Origin of the sequence: Jatrophihabitans endophyticus (assembly GCF_900129455.1) — a bacterium.
GTDB classification, from domain to species: Bacteria; Actinomycetota; Actinomycetes; order Mycobacteriales; family Jatrophihabitantaceae; genus Jatrophihabitans; species Jatrophihabitans endophyticus.
The window spans coordinates 86584-100918 of record NZ_FQVU01000003.1; the positions used below are offsets into that span (position 1 = coordinate 86584).

Consider the following 14335-nt stretch of genomic DNA (forward strand, 5'->3'; position numbering starts at 1 on the left):
CGGGCGTGACCGACCGGGTAGCGCCGCGCCGCGGCTGGTGGCAACCACTGCTGGTGTTCCTGATCGGTCTCGCGCTCGGTGTCCTCGCGCTGGGGACAGTGCTGGTGGGCTGCGCCTACCTGGTGCTGCGGCCGTTCGCGAACGCGAGCGAGGATCACAACCCGTCGTTCCGCTACGGCGAACGCGTGCTCGAACAGGCCTACGGCTCGAACGACCCGCACACCGCCGGACTCGACTGCGGCGCCCTCGTCGACCGCGCCGGCGGGCGGCCGAGTCCGTTCGACCGCGACGAGGCGGTCGACGGCTGCGAGTACGAGGAGTCGTCGCTGAACGACTGAGCCGCCCGGGTGCCGGCCCGGACGGGCTGAGTCGGGGTCCGCCCCGCTAGCACACCGCGACGACGATTCCGGCTCCGCTCGTACACACCCCTCGACGCCGTCCACAGCCGGTCGCGGCGGCGGCCGACCGGTCGTGGCGCGACCTAGCGTTCGGCGCGTGCGAGAGGGACGGCATGGGCTGCGGGGCGAGGCGGAACGCGTCGCCGCGCGGGTGCGCGCCGTGGTCGGCGACGAAGCCGGGCCGCGCGACGTCGGCACCGACGACGTGTCGGGTCGGGCCACGCCGGGCGAGCCGCGGCCGAGCCGGTTCGGGGTGCGGATCGACCCGGGGCGCCGCTCGGTCGTGGCCGTCGGAGTCGTCGTCGTGGTGGCGGCGGTGCTCACCGGGCTGTGGGTGCTCTCCTCCCGGCCGCGCAGCATGCCGGTGGCCGAGCCGGAGCCGACCGTGCCGGGCGCGTCCGCGCTCGTGCCGTCGGCCGGCGGAGCCATCCCGAGCGGTGTGCAGCCGAGCGGGGTGCACCCCTCCGGGGCGGTGTCGAGCTCCTCCGGCGCGGCCGGCGGGGCGCTCGTGGTGGTCGATGTCGCGGGCAAGGTGCGCCGGCCAGGCCTGTACCGCTTGCCCGCCGGCGCCCGCGTCGACGACGCGCTGAAGGCCGCCGGGGGCGCGCGTCGCGGCGTCGACCTGAGCAGCCTGAACCTGGCCGCCAGGCTGGTCGACGGGCAGCAGATCGCGGTCGGCCGCCCCGGCGCGGCCGCCCCGGCTCCGGGCGGGCCGTCCCCGGCCGGTGCCTCGCCGTCGAGTGGCGGCGGCGCGTCGGGCGGGCTCGTCGACCTCAACACCGCCACCCTCGATCAGCTGGAGACCTTGCCCGGCATCGGCCCCGCGCTGGGGCAGCGCATCCTGGACTACCGCACCGAGCACGGGTCGTTCGCAAGCGTCGACCAGCTCGACGACGTGTCGGGCATCGGCACGGTCACCTTCACGCGACTCAAGCCGCTGGTGACGGTGTGACACCACCTCGGGCGGATCGCGACCGCGCGGTCGAGCCGCTCGACGCCCGGCTCGCGGTGGGTGCGGGGGCGGCGTGGCTCGCCACCTTCCTGCTGGTGGACTCCGCTACCCCCGCGGCGGCACTCGTGACCACCGCGCTGACCGCGGGCGTGGCCGCCTTGCTGCTGGTCGCGACCCGCGGCCGGACGTCCGGGGCGGGAATGCGTTCGGCCGGCCTGCTGCGGGCGGCCGCGCTCGCGTGCTGCTGCACGGCACTGGTGCTGCTTCCCCTCGCGGCCCGGCTGGCCCACGCGCGGGCCGCGCCGCTGCAGCAGCTCGCCCGGCAGCACGCCACCGTGGTGCTCGAGGCGTCGGTGACCGCCGACCCCAGGGTGCTGGCGGCCAAGGGCCCCGCCGGTGCGCCGCGCGTCGCGGTCGAGACCGCCGCGCTCGAGGTCAGCGTGTCGGAGCGGCAGCCGCCGGCCGTCGTCGACGGCGACGTGCTGGTCCTGGGCGACGCGGACGACTGGCGCGACGTGCTGCCCGGCCAGCGGGTGCGGCTGCGTGGGGCGCTGCAGCCCGACCTCGACGGCGGGGTGCTGTCGGTGACCCTGTTCGGCCGCGACCCGCCACGGCTGCTCGGGCAGCCGCCGTGGTGGCAGCGCGCGGCGGGCACGGTGCGGGCCTCGCTGCGCCGGGCGGTCGTGGTGCTGCCGGACCAGGAACGCGGCCTGCTGCCCGGGCTGGTCGACGGCGACACCGCGAACCTCGACCCGGTGCTGGCCGAGCACTTCCGGGCCGCCGGTCTCACCCACCTGGTCGCGGTAAGCGGCACCAACTGCTCGATCGTGGTGGGCGCGGTGCTGCTCGTGCTGCGCCGGCTGCGGGTGCGGCCGTGGGTGTGCGCCGTCCTCGGCGGTCTGGTGCTGCTGACGTTCGTCGTCGTCGCGCGACCGTCGCCGAGCGTCCTGCGGGCGGCCGCGATGGCCTCGATCGCGCTTGTCTCGCTGGCCGCCGGGCGGCCCCGCGCCGCGCTGCCGGCGCTCGCGGCGGTGGCGCTCGCCCTGCTCGTGTGGGATCCGACGCTCGCCACGAGCGCGTCGTTCGCGATGTCGGTGCTGGCCACGGCGGGGCTGCTCGTCCTGGCGCCGGGGTGGGCCCGCGCGCTGCGGGCGCGGGGCGTGCCCGCCGGGCTGGCCGAGTCGGTCGCGGTGGCCGCGGCCGCCCACCTGGTCACCGCACCCGTCGTCGCCGGGCTGTCCGGGCGCATCAGCGTCGTGGCGGTGGTCGCCAACGTGCTGGCCGAGCCCGTGGTGGCGGTGACGACCGTCCTCGGTTTCGCCGCGGCCGTGGTCGCGCCGGGCTGGCTCGCGGCCGGCCAGCTGTTCGCCTGGCTGGCGGGCTGGCCGTGCCGCTGGCTCACCGGGGTCGCCGACCTGTTCGGCGGCCTGCCCGGCGCGACGCTGCCCTGGCTCGGCGGCAGCACCGGCGCGCTCGCGCTGCTCGGGGTGCTGGCCGTGCTGGGCGTCCTCGCGTTGCGCGCCGGGTTCCGCTACGCCCTGGCCGCGGCCCTGGTCACCGTGGCCGTGGTGTTGCTGCCGGTGCGCGCGCTGACGTCGGGCTGGCCGCCCACAGGGTGGGTGTTCGCGGCCTGCGACGTCGGCCAGGGCGACGCGTTGGTCCTCGACGCGGGCGGTCACGCCGGCGTGCTCGTCGACGCCGGCCCCGATCCGGTGCCGGTGGACCGGTGCCTGCACGAGCTCGGGGTGACGTCGCTGCCGCTCGTCGTCCTCACCCACCTGCACCTCGACCACGTGGGCGGCCTGGCCGGAGCGGTGCGCGGGCGGCCGGTCGGGCAGGTGCTCACCGGCCCGCTGCCCGATCCGGCCACCGGCCTGCAGCTGGCGCTGCGGGCGAGCGAGCAGCGCCACCGCATCCTGCGCACGCCGGCGCCGGGCACCCGGTTGCGGGTGGGTGCCGTGACGATCGAGGTGCTCGGCCCGCGCGCGGCCTATCACGGCACGCGCTCGGACCCGAACAACTCCTCGTTGGTGCTGCGGGCGACCGTCGCGGGCGTGCGCATCCTGCTGCCCGGCGACGCCGAGATCGAGGCACAGCGGACGCTCGAGCGCTCCGGCGTCGACCTGCGCGCCGACGTGCTCAAGGTGCCGCACCACGGCAGCGCCTACTCCGACCCGGCCTTCCTCGCCGCGGCACACGCGCGGGTGGCGATCGTCTCGGTCGGCCTGCACAACGACTACGGCCACCCCAGCCCGGTGCTGCTGGGCGAGCTCGCCCGCCTCGGCGTCCCGCTGCTGCGCACCGACCGCGACGGCGACGTCGCCGTGGTGTCGGCCGACGGGGGTGTGAGCACCGTCGTGCACGGCATCGCGGCGAGTGAGCGGACGGCGGCCGGCGCGGTGCCGAGGCCGTCCGACCGCCCCCTGACGGCGTCGGCGGCCGGTGCGAGGATGGCGCCATGCCTGCACGCCCGGTCGGAACCGACGATCTGCCCGAGCCGCTGCCGCCGGTACTCCTGCTCGTCGGCGACGAGGACCTCCTCGTCGACCGCGCCATCGGCGCGATCACCGCCGCTGCGGTCCGCGCCGATGCCGACACGGTGGTCACCGAGCGCACCGGCGGCGAGATCGAGGGTTCCGAGCTGCACGAGCTGCTGGGTCCGTCGCTGTTCGGCGACTCGCGGCTGCTGATCGTGCGCGCGGCGCAGGACGTGCGGGTAGCGGGCGCGGCCGTGCTCACGCCCTACGTCCAGCAGGCGGCCGAGGGCACGATCGTGGTGCTGCAGCACGCCGGCGGCGCCAAGGGCAAGGCGCTGCTCGAGACCGCCCGCAAGGCCAAGGCCCTGGAGATCGGCTGCGCCAAGCTCACCCGCGCCGACGACCGTGCCGACTTCGTGCGCCACGAGATACGCCGGGCAGGTGGCCGCATCGGGGGCGAGGCGTTGAGCGTGTTGATGGACGCCGTGGGCAGCGACCTGCGCGAGCTCGCCGGCGTGGCCGGTCAGCTCGTCAGCGACGCCGGCGGGGGAGAGGTCGGCCTCGACCTGGTCCGCCGGTTCCACAAGGGCAAGGCCGAGGTCAGCGGGTTCGCCGTCTCCGACCTCGCGGTCGTCGGCCGCAGCGGGCCGGCGTTGGAGGCGCTACGGCACGCGCTCGCGATCGGGGTGCCGTACGTGGTCATCGCCGACGCGCTGGCCGACGGGGTCCGCTCGGTGGCGCGCGTGTGGTCGGCGGGCCGCGGCAGCGAGTACGACCTGGCCAAGCGCCTCGGCATGCCGCCGTGGAAGGTCAAGCGCGCGCGCAGCCAGGGCCGCGACTGGTCCGAGACCGGGCTGCGGCAGGCCCTCGGTGTCGTCGCCACGTTGAACGCCGACGTGAAGGGGCAGGCGGTCGACCCCGCGTACGCGCTGGAGCACGCCGTGCGCCGGATCGGCGCGGCGCGCGCCGACCGATGACCGCTGGCCACTGACCGGCACGGTTCCGAGACGGCCGCCCACCGCGGCGACCCACGACGCGGCTCCACGACGCCACGACGCGGCTCCACGACGCCACAACGCGGCTCCACGACGCCACAACGCGGCTCCGCGACGCGGGCGGCCCGACGCTCGACGCGGGTCCGTGACGACACCGAGCCGCGTCACCCCGGAGGGTCACGCGGCTCGGCGGTGCTGGTGGGTGGTTACAGCGAGTTGGCGCGCTGCGCCATGGCCGACTTCTTGTTCGCGGCCTGGTTGGCGTGGATGACGCCCTTGCTGGCGGCCTTGTCCAGGTCGCGGGACGCCTTGGCGAGCGCGGTGAGCGCCTCGTCCTTGTTCCCGGCGTCGGCGGCCTCGCGGAAACGCCGGATCGCGGTCTTGAGCTCGGACTTGACGCTCTTGTTGCGCAGGCGCGCGACCTCGTTGGTCCGGATGCGCTTGATCTGGGACTTGATGTTTGCCACGGAAGGAAAGCCTCGTTCTGGTGATCGTTCGCTCGGCGATGCCCGCGGTCTCGAACCTCGTTCCGGCGAGCAGACAACCGCGCCAGAGTATCAGCGGCCACGCGGGTGCCCCAAATCCCCCTGGGCGGTGGGATCAGGATGTGGCGCGGACGCTGACGAGCTCGAAGCGGGTGAACAGGTACGTGCGCACCCCGTTGCTCTCGCTGACCGACTCGGCCACGGCCCGGTCGCCGTCCTCCTCGTCGCCGTAGACCATCGGCGTGCCGTCGTCGGCGAAGTACACCCCGCCGTCGACCGGCAGCAGGTCGGTCAGCTGCACGACGACGTAGCGACCGCCGAGGGAGTTCACGAGCGACTGGATCTCGGTGCTGCGGGCGTCGGTGGCGGTGCGGTAGACGCCGAGCACCTCCTGCCAGTCGTCCTCGCCCGGCTGCGTGTTCACCAGGTCGCCCTTCTTCAGCTCGACGGCGGGCACCCGGATCTCGACAACGGCTCGTGGGTCGGTCATGGCCGACATCCTGCCCGACCGCGCCGCGTCCCGGGACGAGACCCGGCGCGTGGCCCTCAGCCGGGGACCGCGAACGGCAGCTGCGGCTGCGGCGGCCCGTGCGTGGGGTCGACGCCGTCGAACAGGCTGCTGATCGACTCCCCGCCGTGGATGCGGGTGATGGCCTCGGCGAACAGCGGCGCGACCGAGCGGACGGTGAGCGCGGGCCAGTCCTCGGCCGGCGGCGGCACCGTGTCGGTGGTGACGACCTCGCTCACGAGCGGATGGTCGCGCAGCCGGGGCACCGCCTTGCCCGCGAACAGTCCGTGCGTGCACGCGACCGCGGCGTCCGGACAGCCCTCCTCGGTCAGCTTGCCCAGCAGCTCCACGATCGAGCCGCCGGTCGCGATCTCGTCGTCGAGCACGATGACGCGCTTGCCGCGCACGTCGCCGACGATGGCGTCGATGACCACGCGGTCGTCGGCGACCCGCTGCTTGGAGCCCGCGGCCACCGGCAGCCCCAGCAGCCGGGCGAACTGGGTCGCGGTCTTGGCATTGCCGAGGTCGGGGGACACCACGACGGTGTCGCTGAGGTCGCGGCCGCGGAAGTGGTCGGCCAGCTCGCCGATCGCGGTGAGGTGGTCGACGGGCACCGAGAAGAAGCCGTGCACCTGCGGCGCGTGCAGGGTCATCGTGAGCACCCGGTCGGCGCCCGCGGTCGTCAGCATGTCGGCGACCAGGCGGCCGGCGATCGAGATGCGCGACGCGTCCTTCTTGTCCGAGCGCGCGTACGCGTAGTGCGGGATCACCGCGGTCACCTGCGAGGCCGACGCGCCGCGGGCGGCGTCGAGCATCAACAGCAGCTCCATCAGGTGCTCCTGCGTGGGAGGCACGAGCGGCTGCACCACGAACACGTCGCGCTGCCGGCAGTTCTCCTGCAGCTGCACGTACAGGCAGTCGTTGCTGAAGCGGCGGATCTCGACCGGGGACAGCGGCACGCCCAGCGCGTCGCAGATGCTGCGGGCGAGGGGCACGTGGGCGCTTCCCGAGAACACCACGATCTCGCGCATGGGGTGCAGGCTATCCCCCCGCGCCGCGGGTCAGTCGGTCGCGACGGTCCAGCGCTGCCGGCGGTGCGTCGGCCGCTCGACCTCGTCCACGACGGCGATGGCGAAGTCGGCGAACGAGATGGACGTCCCCACCGGGCTGTCTGCGCCGGAGCGGTACGAGCCGGTGCGCTCGCCGGGCTGGATGACCGGCGCGGGCGAGAGGAACGTCCACGCGACCTCGTCGCCGAGGTCGCGCACGGCCGCGAGCGCGTCCGCGGCGGCGAGTGCCTCGGCCTTGTAGGCGTCGGGGAACTCGGGGCCGTCGACGAGACGCACGCCGTCGGCGTCGACCAGGCTGCCGGCGCCGCCGACCACGAGGACCGGGGTGCCGTTCAGGGCGTGCAGGAACGGGACGAGCTGCGAGGCGAACGCGCCGGGGTTCCCGCCCGGCTCGCGCGACGGTCCGAACGCGGTGACGACCACGTCGGCACCGCCGGCGACCGCCGCGACGTCCGCGGTGTCGGTGAGCTCGCCGTGGCGCCACGTGACGCCGGCGGGCAGCTCGGCGGTGGGTTCGCGCCGGCTCAGTGCCGTCACCTCGTGGCCGCGACGCGCCGCCTCGGCCACGATCTCCGTCCCGGCCTGGCCCGTCCCGCCGTACACCGCGATGCGCATGCTGAGGTCCCCTCGGTAGTAGTTGAAGTCTCAACCGTAACGTGCTGGCGGTCCCGGGCATTCCCAGGGGGCGCCGCCCCCCATGGAACACTGGACGCATGACTGAGGCCGGACGCACCGACCCGGCGATCATCCGCAACTTCTGCATCATCGCCCACATCGACCACGGCAAGTCGACGCTCGCCGACCGCATGCTCGGCCTCACCGGCGTCGTCACCGAGCGGCAGGCCCGCGCGCAGTACCTCGACCGGATGGACATCGAGCGCGAGCGCGGCATCACCATCAAGGCGCAGAACGTCCGGATGCCGTGGACGAGCCGCGAGACCGGCGTCGAGCACGTGCTGCACATGATCGACACCCCCGGCCACGTCGACTTCACCTACGAGGTCAGCCGCAGCCTGGCCGCGTGCGAGGGCGCGGTGCTGCTCGTCGACGCCGCGCAGGGCATCGAGGCGCAGACGCTCGCCAACCTCTACCTCGCGCTCGAGAACGACCTGCAGATCGTCCCGGTCCTGAACAAGATCGACCTCCCCGCCGCGCAGCCCGACTACTACGCCGAGGAGCTCGCCCACATCATCGGCTGCGAGCCCGACGACGTCCTGCGGGTGAGCGCCAAGACCGGCGAGGGCGTCGAGGCGCTCCTCGACGTCATCTGCCGCGACGTCCCCGCCCCCGTGGGCGACCCCGACGTCCCTGGCCGGGCGATGATCTTCGACTCCGTCTACGACATCTACCGCGGCGTCATCACCTACATCCGCGTGGTCGACGGTCACTTCACGCCCCGCGAGCGCATCAAGATGATGTCGACGGCGGCCACGCACGAATTGCTCGAGATCGGGGTCATCTCGCCCGAGGCGGTGCCGACGGACGGCCTGTCGGTCGGCGAGGTCGGCTATCTCATCACCGGCGTGAAGGACGTCCGGCAGAGCCGGGTGGGCGACACCGTCACCGACGCGGCGAAGCCGGCGCAGGACAGCCTCGGCGGCTACCGCGACCCGCAGCCGATGGTCTACTCCGGGCTGTATCCGATCGACGGGTCGGACTACCCGCTGCTACGCGACGCGCTCGACAAGCTGCGCCTCAACGACGCCGCGCTCACCTACGAGCCCGAGTCGAGCGCCGCGCTCGGCTTCGGCTTCCGCTGCGGCTTCCTCGGCCTGTTGCACCTCGAGATCACCCGCGACCGTCTCGAGCGCGAGTTCGACCTCGACCTCATCAGCACCGCGCCCAACGTCGTCTACCGCGTCCTGCTCGAGGACGGCACCGAGCACGTGGTCACCAACCCGTCCGACTGGCCGGCGGGCAAGAAGATCGCCGAGACGCACGAGCCGATCGTCAAGGCGATGATCATCGCCCCGAGCGAGTACATCGGCGCGATCATGGAGCTGTGCCAGGACCGCCGCGGCACCCTCGGCGGCATGGACTACCTGTCCGAGACGCGCGTCGAGCTGCGCTACACGCTGCCGCTGGCCGAGATCATCTTCGACTTCTTCGACCAGCTCAAGTCGCGCACCCGCGGTTACGCCAGCCTCGACTACGAGCTCGCCGGCGAGCAGGTCTCCGACCTCGTCAAGGTCGACATCCTGCTGCAGGGCGAGCCGGTCGACGCGTTCAGCGCCATCGTCCACAAGGACAAGGCCTACGGCTACGGCACGTCGATGACCGTCAAGCTGCGCAAGCTCATCCCGCGCCAGCAGTTCGAGGTCCCGATCCAGGCCGCGGTCGGGTCGCGCGTCATCGCCCGCGAGAACATCCGCGCGATCCGCAAGGACGTCCTGGCCAAGTGCTACGGCGGTGACATCACCCGCAAGCGCAAGCTGCTGGAGAAGCAGAAGGAAGGCAAGAAGCGGATGAAGATGGTCGGCCGTGTCGAGGTGCCGCAGGAGGCCTTCATCGCAGCGCTCTCCACCTCGGACGCCGAGCCGGCCAAGAAGTAGCACCGCCCGAATGCGCCCGATGCGGGACGCGCTGCGACTGCGGCGCGCCGGGGACGGCCCGGCCCGGGTCGTGCTCACCCTGCTCGCGCTCGGGACGACCGTCGTGGCGTGGGGCACGCTGGTGCTGCACGCCTACGGCTGGACGCCGCAGTGGCTGCTGATCGCCGCCGCGCTCGCCCACTTCGCGATGTGGGCGGCGCCGGTCGCCCTGGTGCTCGCCGTGCTCGTCCGCCGGTGGCTGCTCACCGCCCTCGCCGTGCTCGCGACGGTGCTGGTCCTGACGGTCCAGCTCCCGCCGACGATCGCCGACACGGCACCACGGGGGCGGACGGTGCGCGTGCTGCAGGCCAACCTGCGCGTCGGGCACGCCGACCCCGCCGGGCTGGTTCGTCTCGTCCGCGAGCAGCGCGCCGACCTGCTCGCGACCGAGGAGCTGACGACGGCCGAGGCCCGGCGACTGGTCGCCGCCGGCCTGTCGCGTTCGCTGCCCTACCACTACCTGCGGCCGCTGCCCGACGGCGGCAGCGGCTCGGGTATCTGGAGCCGCTGGCCGCTCTCGGGAACGCAGGACGTCCCCGGCTTCTGGCTGGGGACCGTCCGGGCGCGGGTGGCGGCACCCGGCGGCCCGCTCACCTTCCTCGCGGTGCACCTGACCCCGCCGTGGCCGTTCCCCGAACGCCGGTGGCTGGCCGAGGTGCCACGCCTGCGGACGCTGCTGCGGGCCCAGCCCGTCGACGGCCCGGTGCTCGCGGCGGGGGACTACAACGCCACCGTCGACCACGCCCAGTTCCGTGGGTTGCTCGCCGACGGGTACGGCGACGCCGCGCAGCAGGCGGGGGAGGGGTACCTGCCGAGCTACCCGGCCGACCGCTGGTACGGGCCGGTGATCGGCATCGACCACGTGCTGCTGCGCGACGCGACCGGTACCGCGGCCCGCACCCTGGACCTGCCCAACTCCGATCACCGCGCGCTGCTCGCCGACGTCGCACTGCACTGACACCGCGACTCCCCGCGCCGGCGGGGTGTCATAGCGTGCCGGGGTGCGCAACCCCGGTCAGCTGCTGCCCGACCACGCCGCCGTCCTCGCGACCCTCGGCCGTTCGACCCCCGTCGCGCCGGGCGCGGCGCGCCCCGGAACCGTCGTCCGGACCGTGGGGACGGCCGCGGCGGGGCCCGGCGGCCTGCTGACCGCGCCGCTCTCGGGCCAGCCGTGCGTGTGGTTCCGCGTACTCGAGGCCCGTCACCCCGCCTGGCAGACGCTGGGTGTGGGCGTGGTGCCGACACCGGCCATCCCGCCGGTGGTCGGTTCCGACGTCGGCTTCCCCGCCGCGGAGGCGACCGACCACGAGTCGGGCGAGCCGTTCGCGGTGGTGGGCGGCGGGGGCGCCGTGCTCGTCGACCCGGCCCGCGCCGACGTGGACACGCCGGTCGTCCCCGTCGACGGCGCGGAGGGCGAGTTTCGCGTCACGACCTACACGCTGCGCCGCGAGTGGATCCTCGAAGAAGGTGCCGAGGTGTTCGTCGCCGGCGCCGTGGCCGGGGACATGGGCGCGCCGGTGCTGCGCGCCACGCCCGCCGACTGCCTCGTCGTGAGCGCCCGCGGCGAGCGGTACGTCGTCGAGCGGGCGCGCGCGACCGTCGCGGCCGTGCCCGCGGCGACCGCGCGCTCGCAGCGTGCCCTGCTCGTCGGGCTGCTGGTCGGCGGCGCGGTGATGCTCGCCGTGCTCGTCGCCCTGGCCGTCGTGCTGGTGGGGTGACGCGCCGCGCTCGTCCGGCGGTCGTCGTCGTGCCGCGCTGTGGTGGTCTCGCCGTTGTCGCACGGCCCGTATACGCCCCGTATACGGGCCGCATACGCGCCGTGTGACACTCGCGGAAGACCTCGACGCCACGGGGGACGGTGGCCGCCCGGCAGACGCGCCTCAGGGCCGAGGCGGGCGGGCCTGCGCGGCCCGGCCCATCACCTCGGCCGCCGAGCGCAGCGACGTGGTGAACTGCCGCTGCGCGTCACCGAGCTGGGCGACGGCCTCGTCGAGGCGGCGCTGCTGCTCCTCGGCCGAGGGCACCAGCCCGGCCTCGCGCATGGCGTCGAGGGTGCGCTGCTGGTAGTCCGCGGCGGCGTCGGCGATGGTCGCCTTGATGGCGGCGGCGAGATCGGCCGAGCCCAGCCGCATGGCCCTGGGGTCGAGGACGAGGTCGTGGACGCCCTGCGCGGTGAACTCGACGCGCACGTGGCCGTCCTCGGTCTGCGCGGCACCGACGACGTCGGCGACGATGCTGCCGATGTCGCGGGCGCGCTCCATGCGTCGCGTGGAGTCCGACAGCTCCTGCTCGAGGCCGTCGATGGTGCGCTGGAAGCGCTCGACGGCGTCGGCGCCGCCCAGCCCGCCCGTTGCGCCGGTCATGCCTGCTGCTCCGATCCGGCGCCGGACGAGCCGTCGTTGATGTCGGACCCGACGGGGATGACCTGGTAGTCGTCCTCGTCCGCGGGCGGGATGGGCACGATGCCCGGACCGTCGTCGGTGGCCGGCGGCAACGGCTGCACGGGGTTCGGCGGCGACGTCGGTGGCGTCGGCGGCAGGTCGTAGTGGACGTCGTCGTGGTCGTTGGGCGGGGGCTGGTCGCCGTCGAACAGGTCCTCGACCGCGTCGATCTCGTCGCCGTAGCCGCTGAGGTCCTTCAGCACCTGACCCGGCCCCTCGCCGGAGACGCCGTCGACCACCGCGGAGTTGACGTCGCCGAGCCGCGAGGAGAACTCGCCGCCGACGAGGTTGTCGACGTAGGCGTTGCCGGTGCCGGGCAGCTTGCTGGCGATCGCGTCGGTGGCCACGCCGGCGGCAAAGCCCTCGAGGTTCTTGCCGACCTCGCCGAGACCGTCGACCTGTGCCTTGCCGTACGTGGACAGTGCCGAGGTGTCACCGTGCTCGGCCTGCTCGTGGACGTCGACGAGGCTGCCGACGCCGAGGACGGCGGCGGCGGTCTGCAGCAACGCGGCGTAGCCGGCGACGACCCCGCCGAGGACGGCCAGGCAGGTGGCCGCGGTGGCGCACCCGGCGGCGTACGCGGCCTCGGACGGGCCTAGGTTGCCGACGACGCTCGCCACCGCCGCCTCGAACGCCAGCGCCTCGGAGAGCAGGACGCCGCCGATGCCGAGGCAGACGCCGCCGTACGCGCCGAGCGGCACCGCGAGCCCGGCGAGGGTGGCGCCGACGACCTCGGCGAAGGTGCTCGCGGTGTCCAGCTGCGCGGAGAACTCGCGAGCCCGCACGTCGAACAGCTCGCGGTCGGCGCCGTCCCACGCGTCCCGGCCCAGCGACGCGCACAGCGAGTCGACCTGCGCCCGCGCGCGGCCGAGCGCCTCGGCGCCGTCCAGCCAGCTGGCCGCGCCCTCGGCGATGGTCCCGGGGCCGCCCTTGCCGACGGGCATGAGCAGGTTGATGCCCCACACCGGCGGGAAGACGTCGGCCGGGATCAGCATCAGTCCCGCGGCCTGCACGGCGCGGTCGACGATGGTGTCGGCGACGTACCCTGCTGCACCCATGACGTCCTCCCGTCAGATCTCGACGATCGTGTTGTCGGACTCGGCCCGCGCCCACAGCGTGGCGGTCGCGGCGAGCTTGTCGGTGATCGCGCGGAGCTCGTCGTGCTTGGACTGCGCGTCCGCGATCGCCCACTCGCGCGTGCCCGGATACACCACCTGCAGCGACAGGCCGGCCTGACTGAACTTGTCGCCGGAGATCTCGGCCGCCTCGAAGGACGCCTTGGCCCGGTCCAGCTCGGGGCCGACCGCGTCGTCGAGCTGGTTCGCCAACTGGATCAACGCCTCGGGGATGATGGTCTCGCCGCTACCGCCCATGATCCGATCCTGGCCGATCCGGCCGCGCGGGGCGAGGCGGGCGCATGGGGAGGTGTCCCCGGCCCGCGCTCAGACCTCCAGGACGATCTTGCCGACGAGGTCGCCGGACGCCATCGCGGCGAGGCCGTCGGCGGCCCGCTCCAGCGGCAGCGTCCGGTCGACGAGCGGCCGCAGGCCGGAGGCGGCGAGGAAGCCGATCATGTCGGCGAGCTCGGCCTTCGTGCCCATCGTCGAGCCGACGAGCTGCAGCTGCAGGAAGAAGAACCGGTTGAGGTCGGCGGGCGGGTTCGGCCCCGACGTCGCGCCGGAGATCACGATGCGCCCGCCGGGCTTCAGCGACTTCGCCGAATGCGCGTATGTGGCCTCGCCCACGGTCTCCATGACGGCGTCGACGCGTTCGGGCAGCCGGGCACCGGACTCGAACGCCTCGTGCGCGCCCAGCTCCACCGCCTTGCGGCGCTTCTCCTCGGTGCGCGCCGTCGCGTACACGCGGAACCCGGCGGCCCGGCCCATCGTGATGCAGGCGGTGGCGACGCCGCCGCCGGCGCCCTGCACTAGCACGGACTGACCGGGGCGCAGGCCGGACTTCACGAACAGCATGCGGTAGGCGGTCAGCCACGCCGTCGACAGGCACGCCGCCTCGGCGAAGGACAGGTCGGCCGGCTTGGGCACGACGTTGCGCTTCGGCACGATGACGTACTCGGCGAGCGAGCCCTGGTGCCGCTCCGACAACAGGGAGCGCAACGGGTCGACGGTGTCGTCGCCCGTCCACCCCTCGGCGTTGATCACCGCGTGGACGACGACCTCGTCACCGGTCGACTCGTCGACGCCCGCCGCGTCGCACCCGAGGATCATCGGCAGCTGCTCGGCCTTGATGCCCACGCCCCGCAGCGTCCACAGGTCGTGATGGTTCAGGCTCGCGGCGCGCACGGCGACGCGGGTCCAGCCCGCCGGCGGCTCCGGGTCGGGGCGCTCGCCGACCACCAGCCCCTGCAGCGGGTCGTCGGGGTGGAAGGACTCGGCGTAGACGGCGCGCATGACGCCG

Annotated in this window: 14 protein-coding genes and 1 pseudogene; 7 read left to right on the forward strand and 8 right to left on the reverse strand. The window is 74.2% G+C overall.

Annotation, left to right across the window (positions count from 1 at the left end; translation table 11 throughout):
- The first annotated feature begins 5 nt into the window (after nt 1-5).
- The 4 genes and pseudogenes from BUE29_RS10460 (at nt 6) to holA (ending at nt 4804) form a co-directional block, all read left to right on the forward strand.
- On the forward strand, nt 6-338 hold the full coding sequence (locus BUE29_RS10460; RefSeq protein WP_143168121.1) for a hypothetical protein: 333 nt from the start codon (nt 6-8) through the stop codon (nt 336-338).
- 157 nt (nt 339-495) lie between these two features.
- Nucleotides 496-1350 (forward strand): ComEA family DNA-binding protein, encoded by an 855-nt coding sequence (locus tag BUE29_RS10465; protein WP_200800148.1) that lies wholly within the window; start codon nt 496-498, stop codon nt 1348-1350.
- A 200-nt stretch (nt 1351-1550) separates the two neighbouring features.
- A pseudogene (locus BUE29_RS10470) lies at nt 1551-3509 on the forward strand (ComEC/Rec2 family competence protein); the annotation flags it as partial.
- 299 nt (nt 3510-3808) lie between these two features.
- Nucleotides 3809-4804 (forward strand): DNA polymerase III subunit delta, encoded by a 996-nt coding sequence (gene holA / locus BUE29_RS10475; RefSeq protein WP_073389822.1) that lies wholly within the window; start codon nt 3809-3811, stop codon nt 4802-4804.
- Between the two features lie 224 nt (nt 4805-5028).
- Here the strand turns inward: holA and rpsT are convergent, their stop codons facing one another.
- From rpsT to BUE29_RS10495, 4 genes are all read right to left on the reverse strand, one after another.
- Nucleotides 5029-5289, reverse strand: coding sequence for a 30S ribosomal protein S20 (gene rpsT, locus BUE29_RS10480; protein WP_073389828.1), 261 nt, complete (start codon nt 5287-5289; stop codon nt 5029-5031).
- 133 nt (nt 5290-5422) lie between these two features.
- Nucleotides 5423-5797: an E3 UFM1-protein ligase 1 family protein gene (locus BUE29_RS10485; RefSeq protein WP_143168122.1), complete on the reverse strand. Its 375-nt coding sequence runs from the start codon at nt 5795-5797 to the stop codon at nt 5423-5425.
- Nucleotides 5798-5853: 56 nt separating this feature from the next.
- Nucleotides 5854-6846 (reverse strand): ribose-phosphate diphosphokinase, encoded by a 993-nt coding sequence (locus BUE29_RS10490; RefSeq protein WP_073389835.1) that lies wholly within the window; start codon nt 6844-6846, stop codon nt 5854-5856.
- Between the two features lie 30 nt (nt 6847-6876).
- Nucleotides 6877-7500 carry an NAD(P)-dependent oxidoreductase gene (locus tag BUE29_RS10495; protein WP_073389838.1) on the reverse strand — a complete coding sequence of 208 codons (624 nt, stop codon included), beginning with the start codon at nt 7498-7500 and terminating at the stop codon, nt 6877-6879.
- 98 nt (nt 7501-7598) lie between these two features.
- Here BUE29_RS10495 and lepA point away from each other — a divergent pair, with 98 nt between their 5' ends.
- Genes lepA through BUE29_RS10510 form a run of 3 tightly spaced genes read left to right on the forward strand, consistent with a single transcriptional unit; the run spans nt 7599 to nt 11194 of the window.
- Nucleotides 7599-9437, forward strand: coding sequence for a translation elongation factor 4 (gene lepA, locus BUE29_RS10500; protein WP_073389841.1), 1839 nt, complete (start codon nt 7599-7601; stop codon nt 9435-9437).
- Nucleotides 9438-9447: 10 nt separating this feature from the next.
- Nucleotides 9448-10434, forward strand: a complete 987-nt coding sequence (locus BUE29_RS10505) for an endonuclease/exonuclease/phosphatase family protein (RefSeq protein WP_084180953.1) — start codon at nt 9448-9450, stop codon at nt 10432-10434.
- Between the two features lie 43 nt (nt 10435-10477).
- Complete coding sequence (locus BUE29_RS10510; RefSeq protein ID WP_073389844.1) at nt 10478-11194, forward strand: GIDE domain-containing protein; 717 nt, start codon at nt 10478-10480, stop codon at nt 11192-11194.
- A gap of 162 nt (nt 11195-11356) precedes the next feature.
- Here BUE29_RS10510 and BUE29_RS10515 read toward each other — a convergent pair whose 3' ends face one another.
- From BUE29_RS10515 to BUE29_RS10530, 4 genes are all read right to left on the reverse strand, one after another.
- Nucleotides 11357-11839 (reverse strand): hypothetical protein, encoded by a 483-nt coding sequence (locus tag BUE29_RS10515; RefSeq protein ID WP_073389847.1) that lies wholly within the window; start codon nt 11837-11839, stop codon nt 11357-11359.
- Nucleotides 11836-12975, reverse strand: coding sequence for a hypothetical protein (locus BUE29_RS10520; RefSeq protein ID WP_073389849.1), 1140 nt, complete (start codon nt 12973-12975; stop codon nt 11836-11838). Before BUE29_RS10520 ends, BUE29_RS10515 begins: the two co-directional genes overlap by 4 nt.
- Before the next feature lie 12 nt (nt 12976-12987).
- Nucleotides 12988-13290: a hypothetical protein gene (locus tag BUE29_RS10525; RefSeq protein ID WP_073389852.1), complete on the reverse strand. Its 303-nt coding sequence runs from the start codon at nt 13288-13290 to the stop codon at nt 12988-12990.
- Nucleotides 13291-13359: 69 nt separating this feature from the next.
- Nucleotides 13360-14328, reverse strand: coding sequence for a zinc-binding dehydrogenase (locus BUE29_RS10530; RefSeq protein ID WP_073389855.1), 969 nt, complete (start codon nt 14326-14328; stop codon nt 13360-13362).
- Nucleotides 14329-14335: the final 7 nt, after the last annotated feature.

What these genes read in the sequence shown, in the direction of transcription:
- holA (WP_073389822.1), top strand. Translation starts at nt 3,809, where the DNA reads ATGCCTGCACGCCCGGTCGGAACCGACGATCTGCCCGAGCCGCTGCCG.
- BUE29_RS10485 (WP_143168122.1), bottom strand. Translation starts at nt 5,797, where the DNA reads ATGACCGACCCACGAGCCGTTGTCGAGATCCGGGTGCCCGCCGTCGAG.
- BUE29_RS10490 (WP_073389835.1), bottom strand. Translation starts at nt 6,846, where the DNA reads ATGCGCGAGATCGTGGTGTTCTCGGGAAGCGCCCACGTGCCCCTCGCC.
- BUE29_RS10495 (WP_073389838.1), bottom strand. Translation starts at nt 7,500, where the DNA reads ATGCGCATCGCGGTGTACGGCGGGACGGGCCAGGCCGGGACGGAGATC.
- lepA (WP_073389841.1), top strand. Translation starts at nt 7,599, where the DNA reads ATGACTGAGGCCGGACGCACCGACCCGGCGATCATCCGCAACTTCTGC.
- BUE29_RS10505 (WP_084180953.1), top strand. Translation starts at nt 9,448, where the DNA reads ATGCGCCCGATGCGGGACGCGCTGCGACTGCGGCGCGCCGGGGACGGC.
- BUE29_RS10515 (WP_073389847.1), bottom strand. Translation starts at nt 11,839, where the DNA reads ATGACCGGCGCAACGGGCGGGCTGGGCGGCGCCGACGCCGTCGAGCGC.
- BUE29_RS10520 (WP_073389849.1), bottom strand. Translation starts at nt 12,975, where the DNA reads ATGGGTGCAGCAGGGTACGTCGCCGACACCATCGTCGACCGCGCCGTG.
- BUE29_RS10525 (WP_073389852.1), bottom strand. Translation starts at nt 13,290, where the DNA reads ATGGGCGGTAGCGGCGAGACCATCATCCCCGAGGCGTTGATCCAGTTG.
- BUE29_RS10530 (WP_073389855.1), bottom strand. Translation starts at nt 14,328, where the DNA reads ATGCGCGCCGTCTACGCCGAGTCCTTCCACCCCGACGACCCGCTGCAG.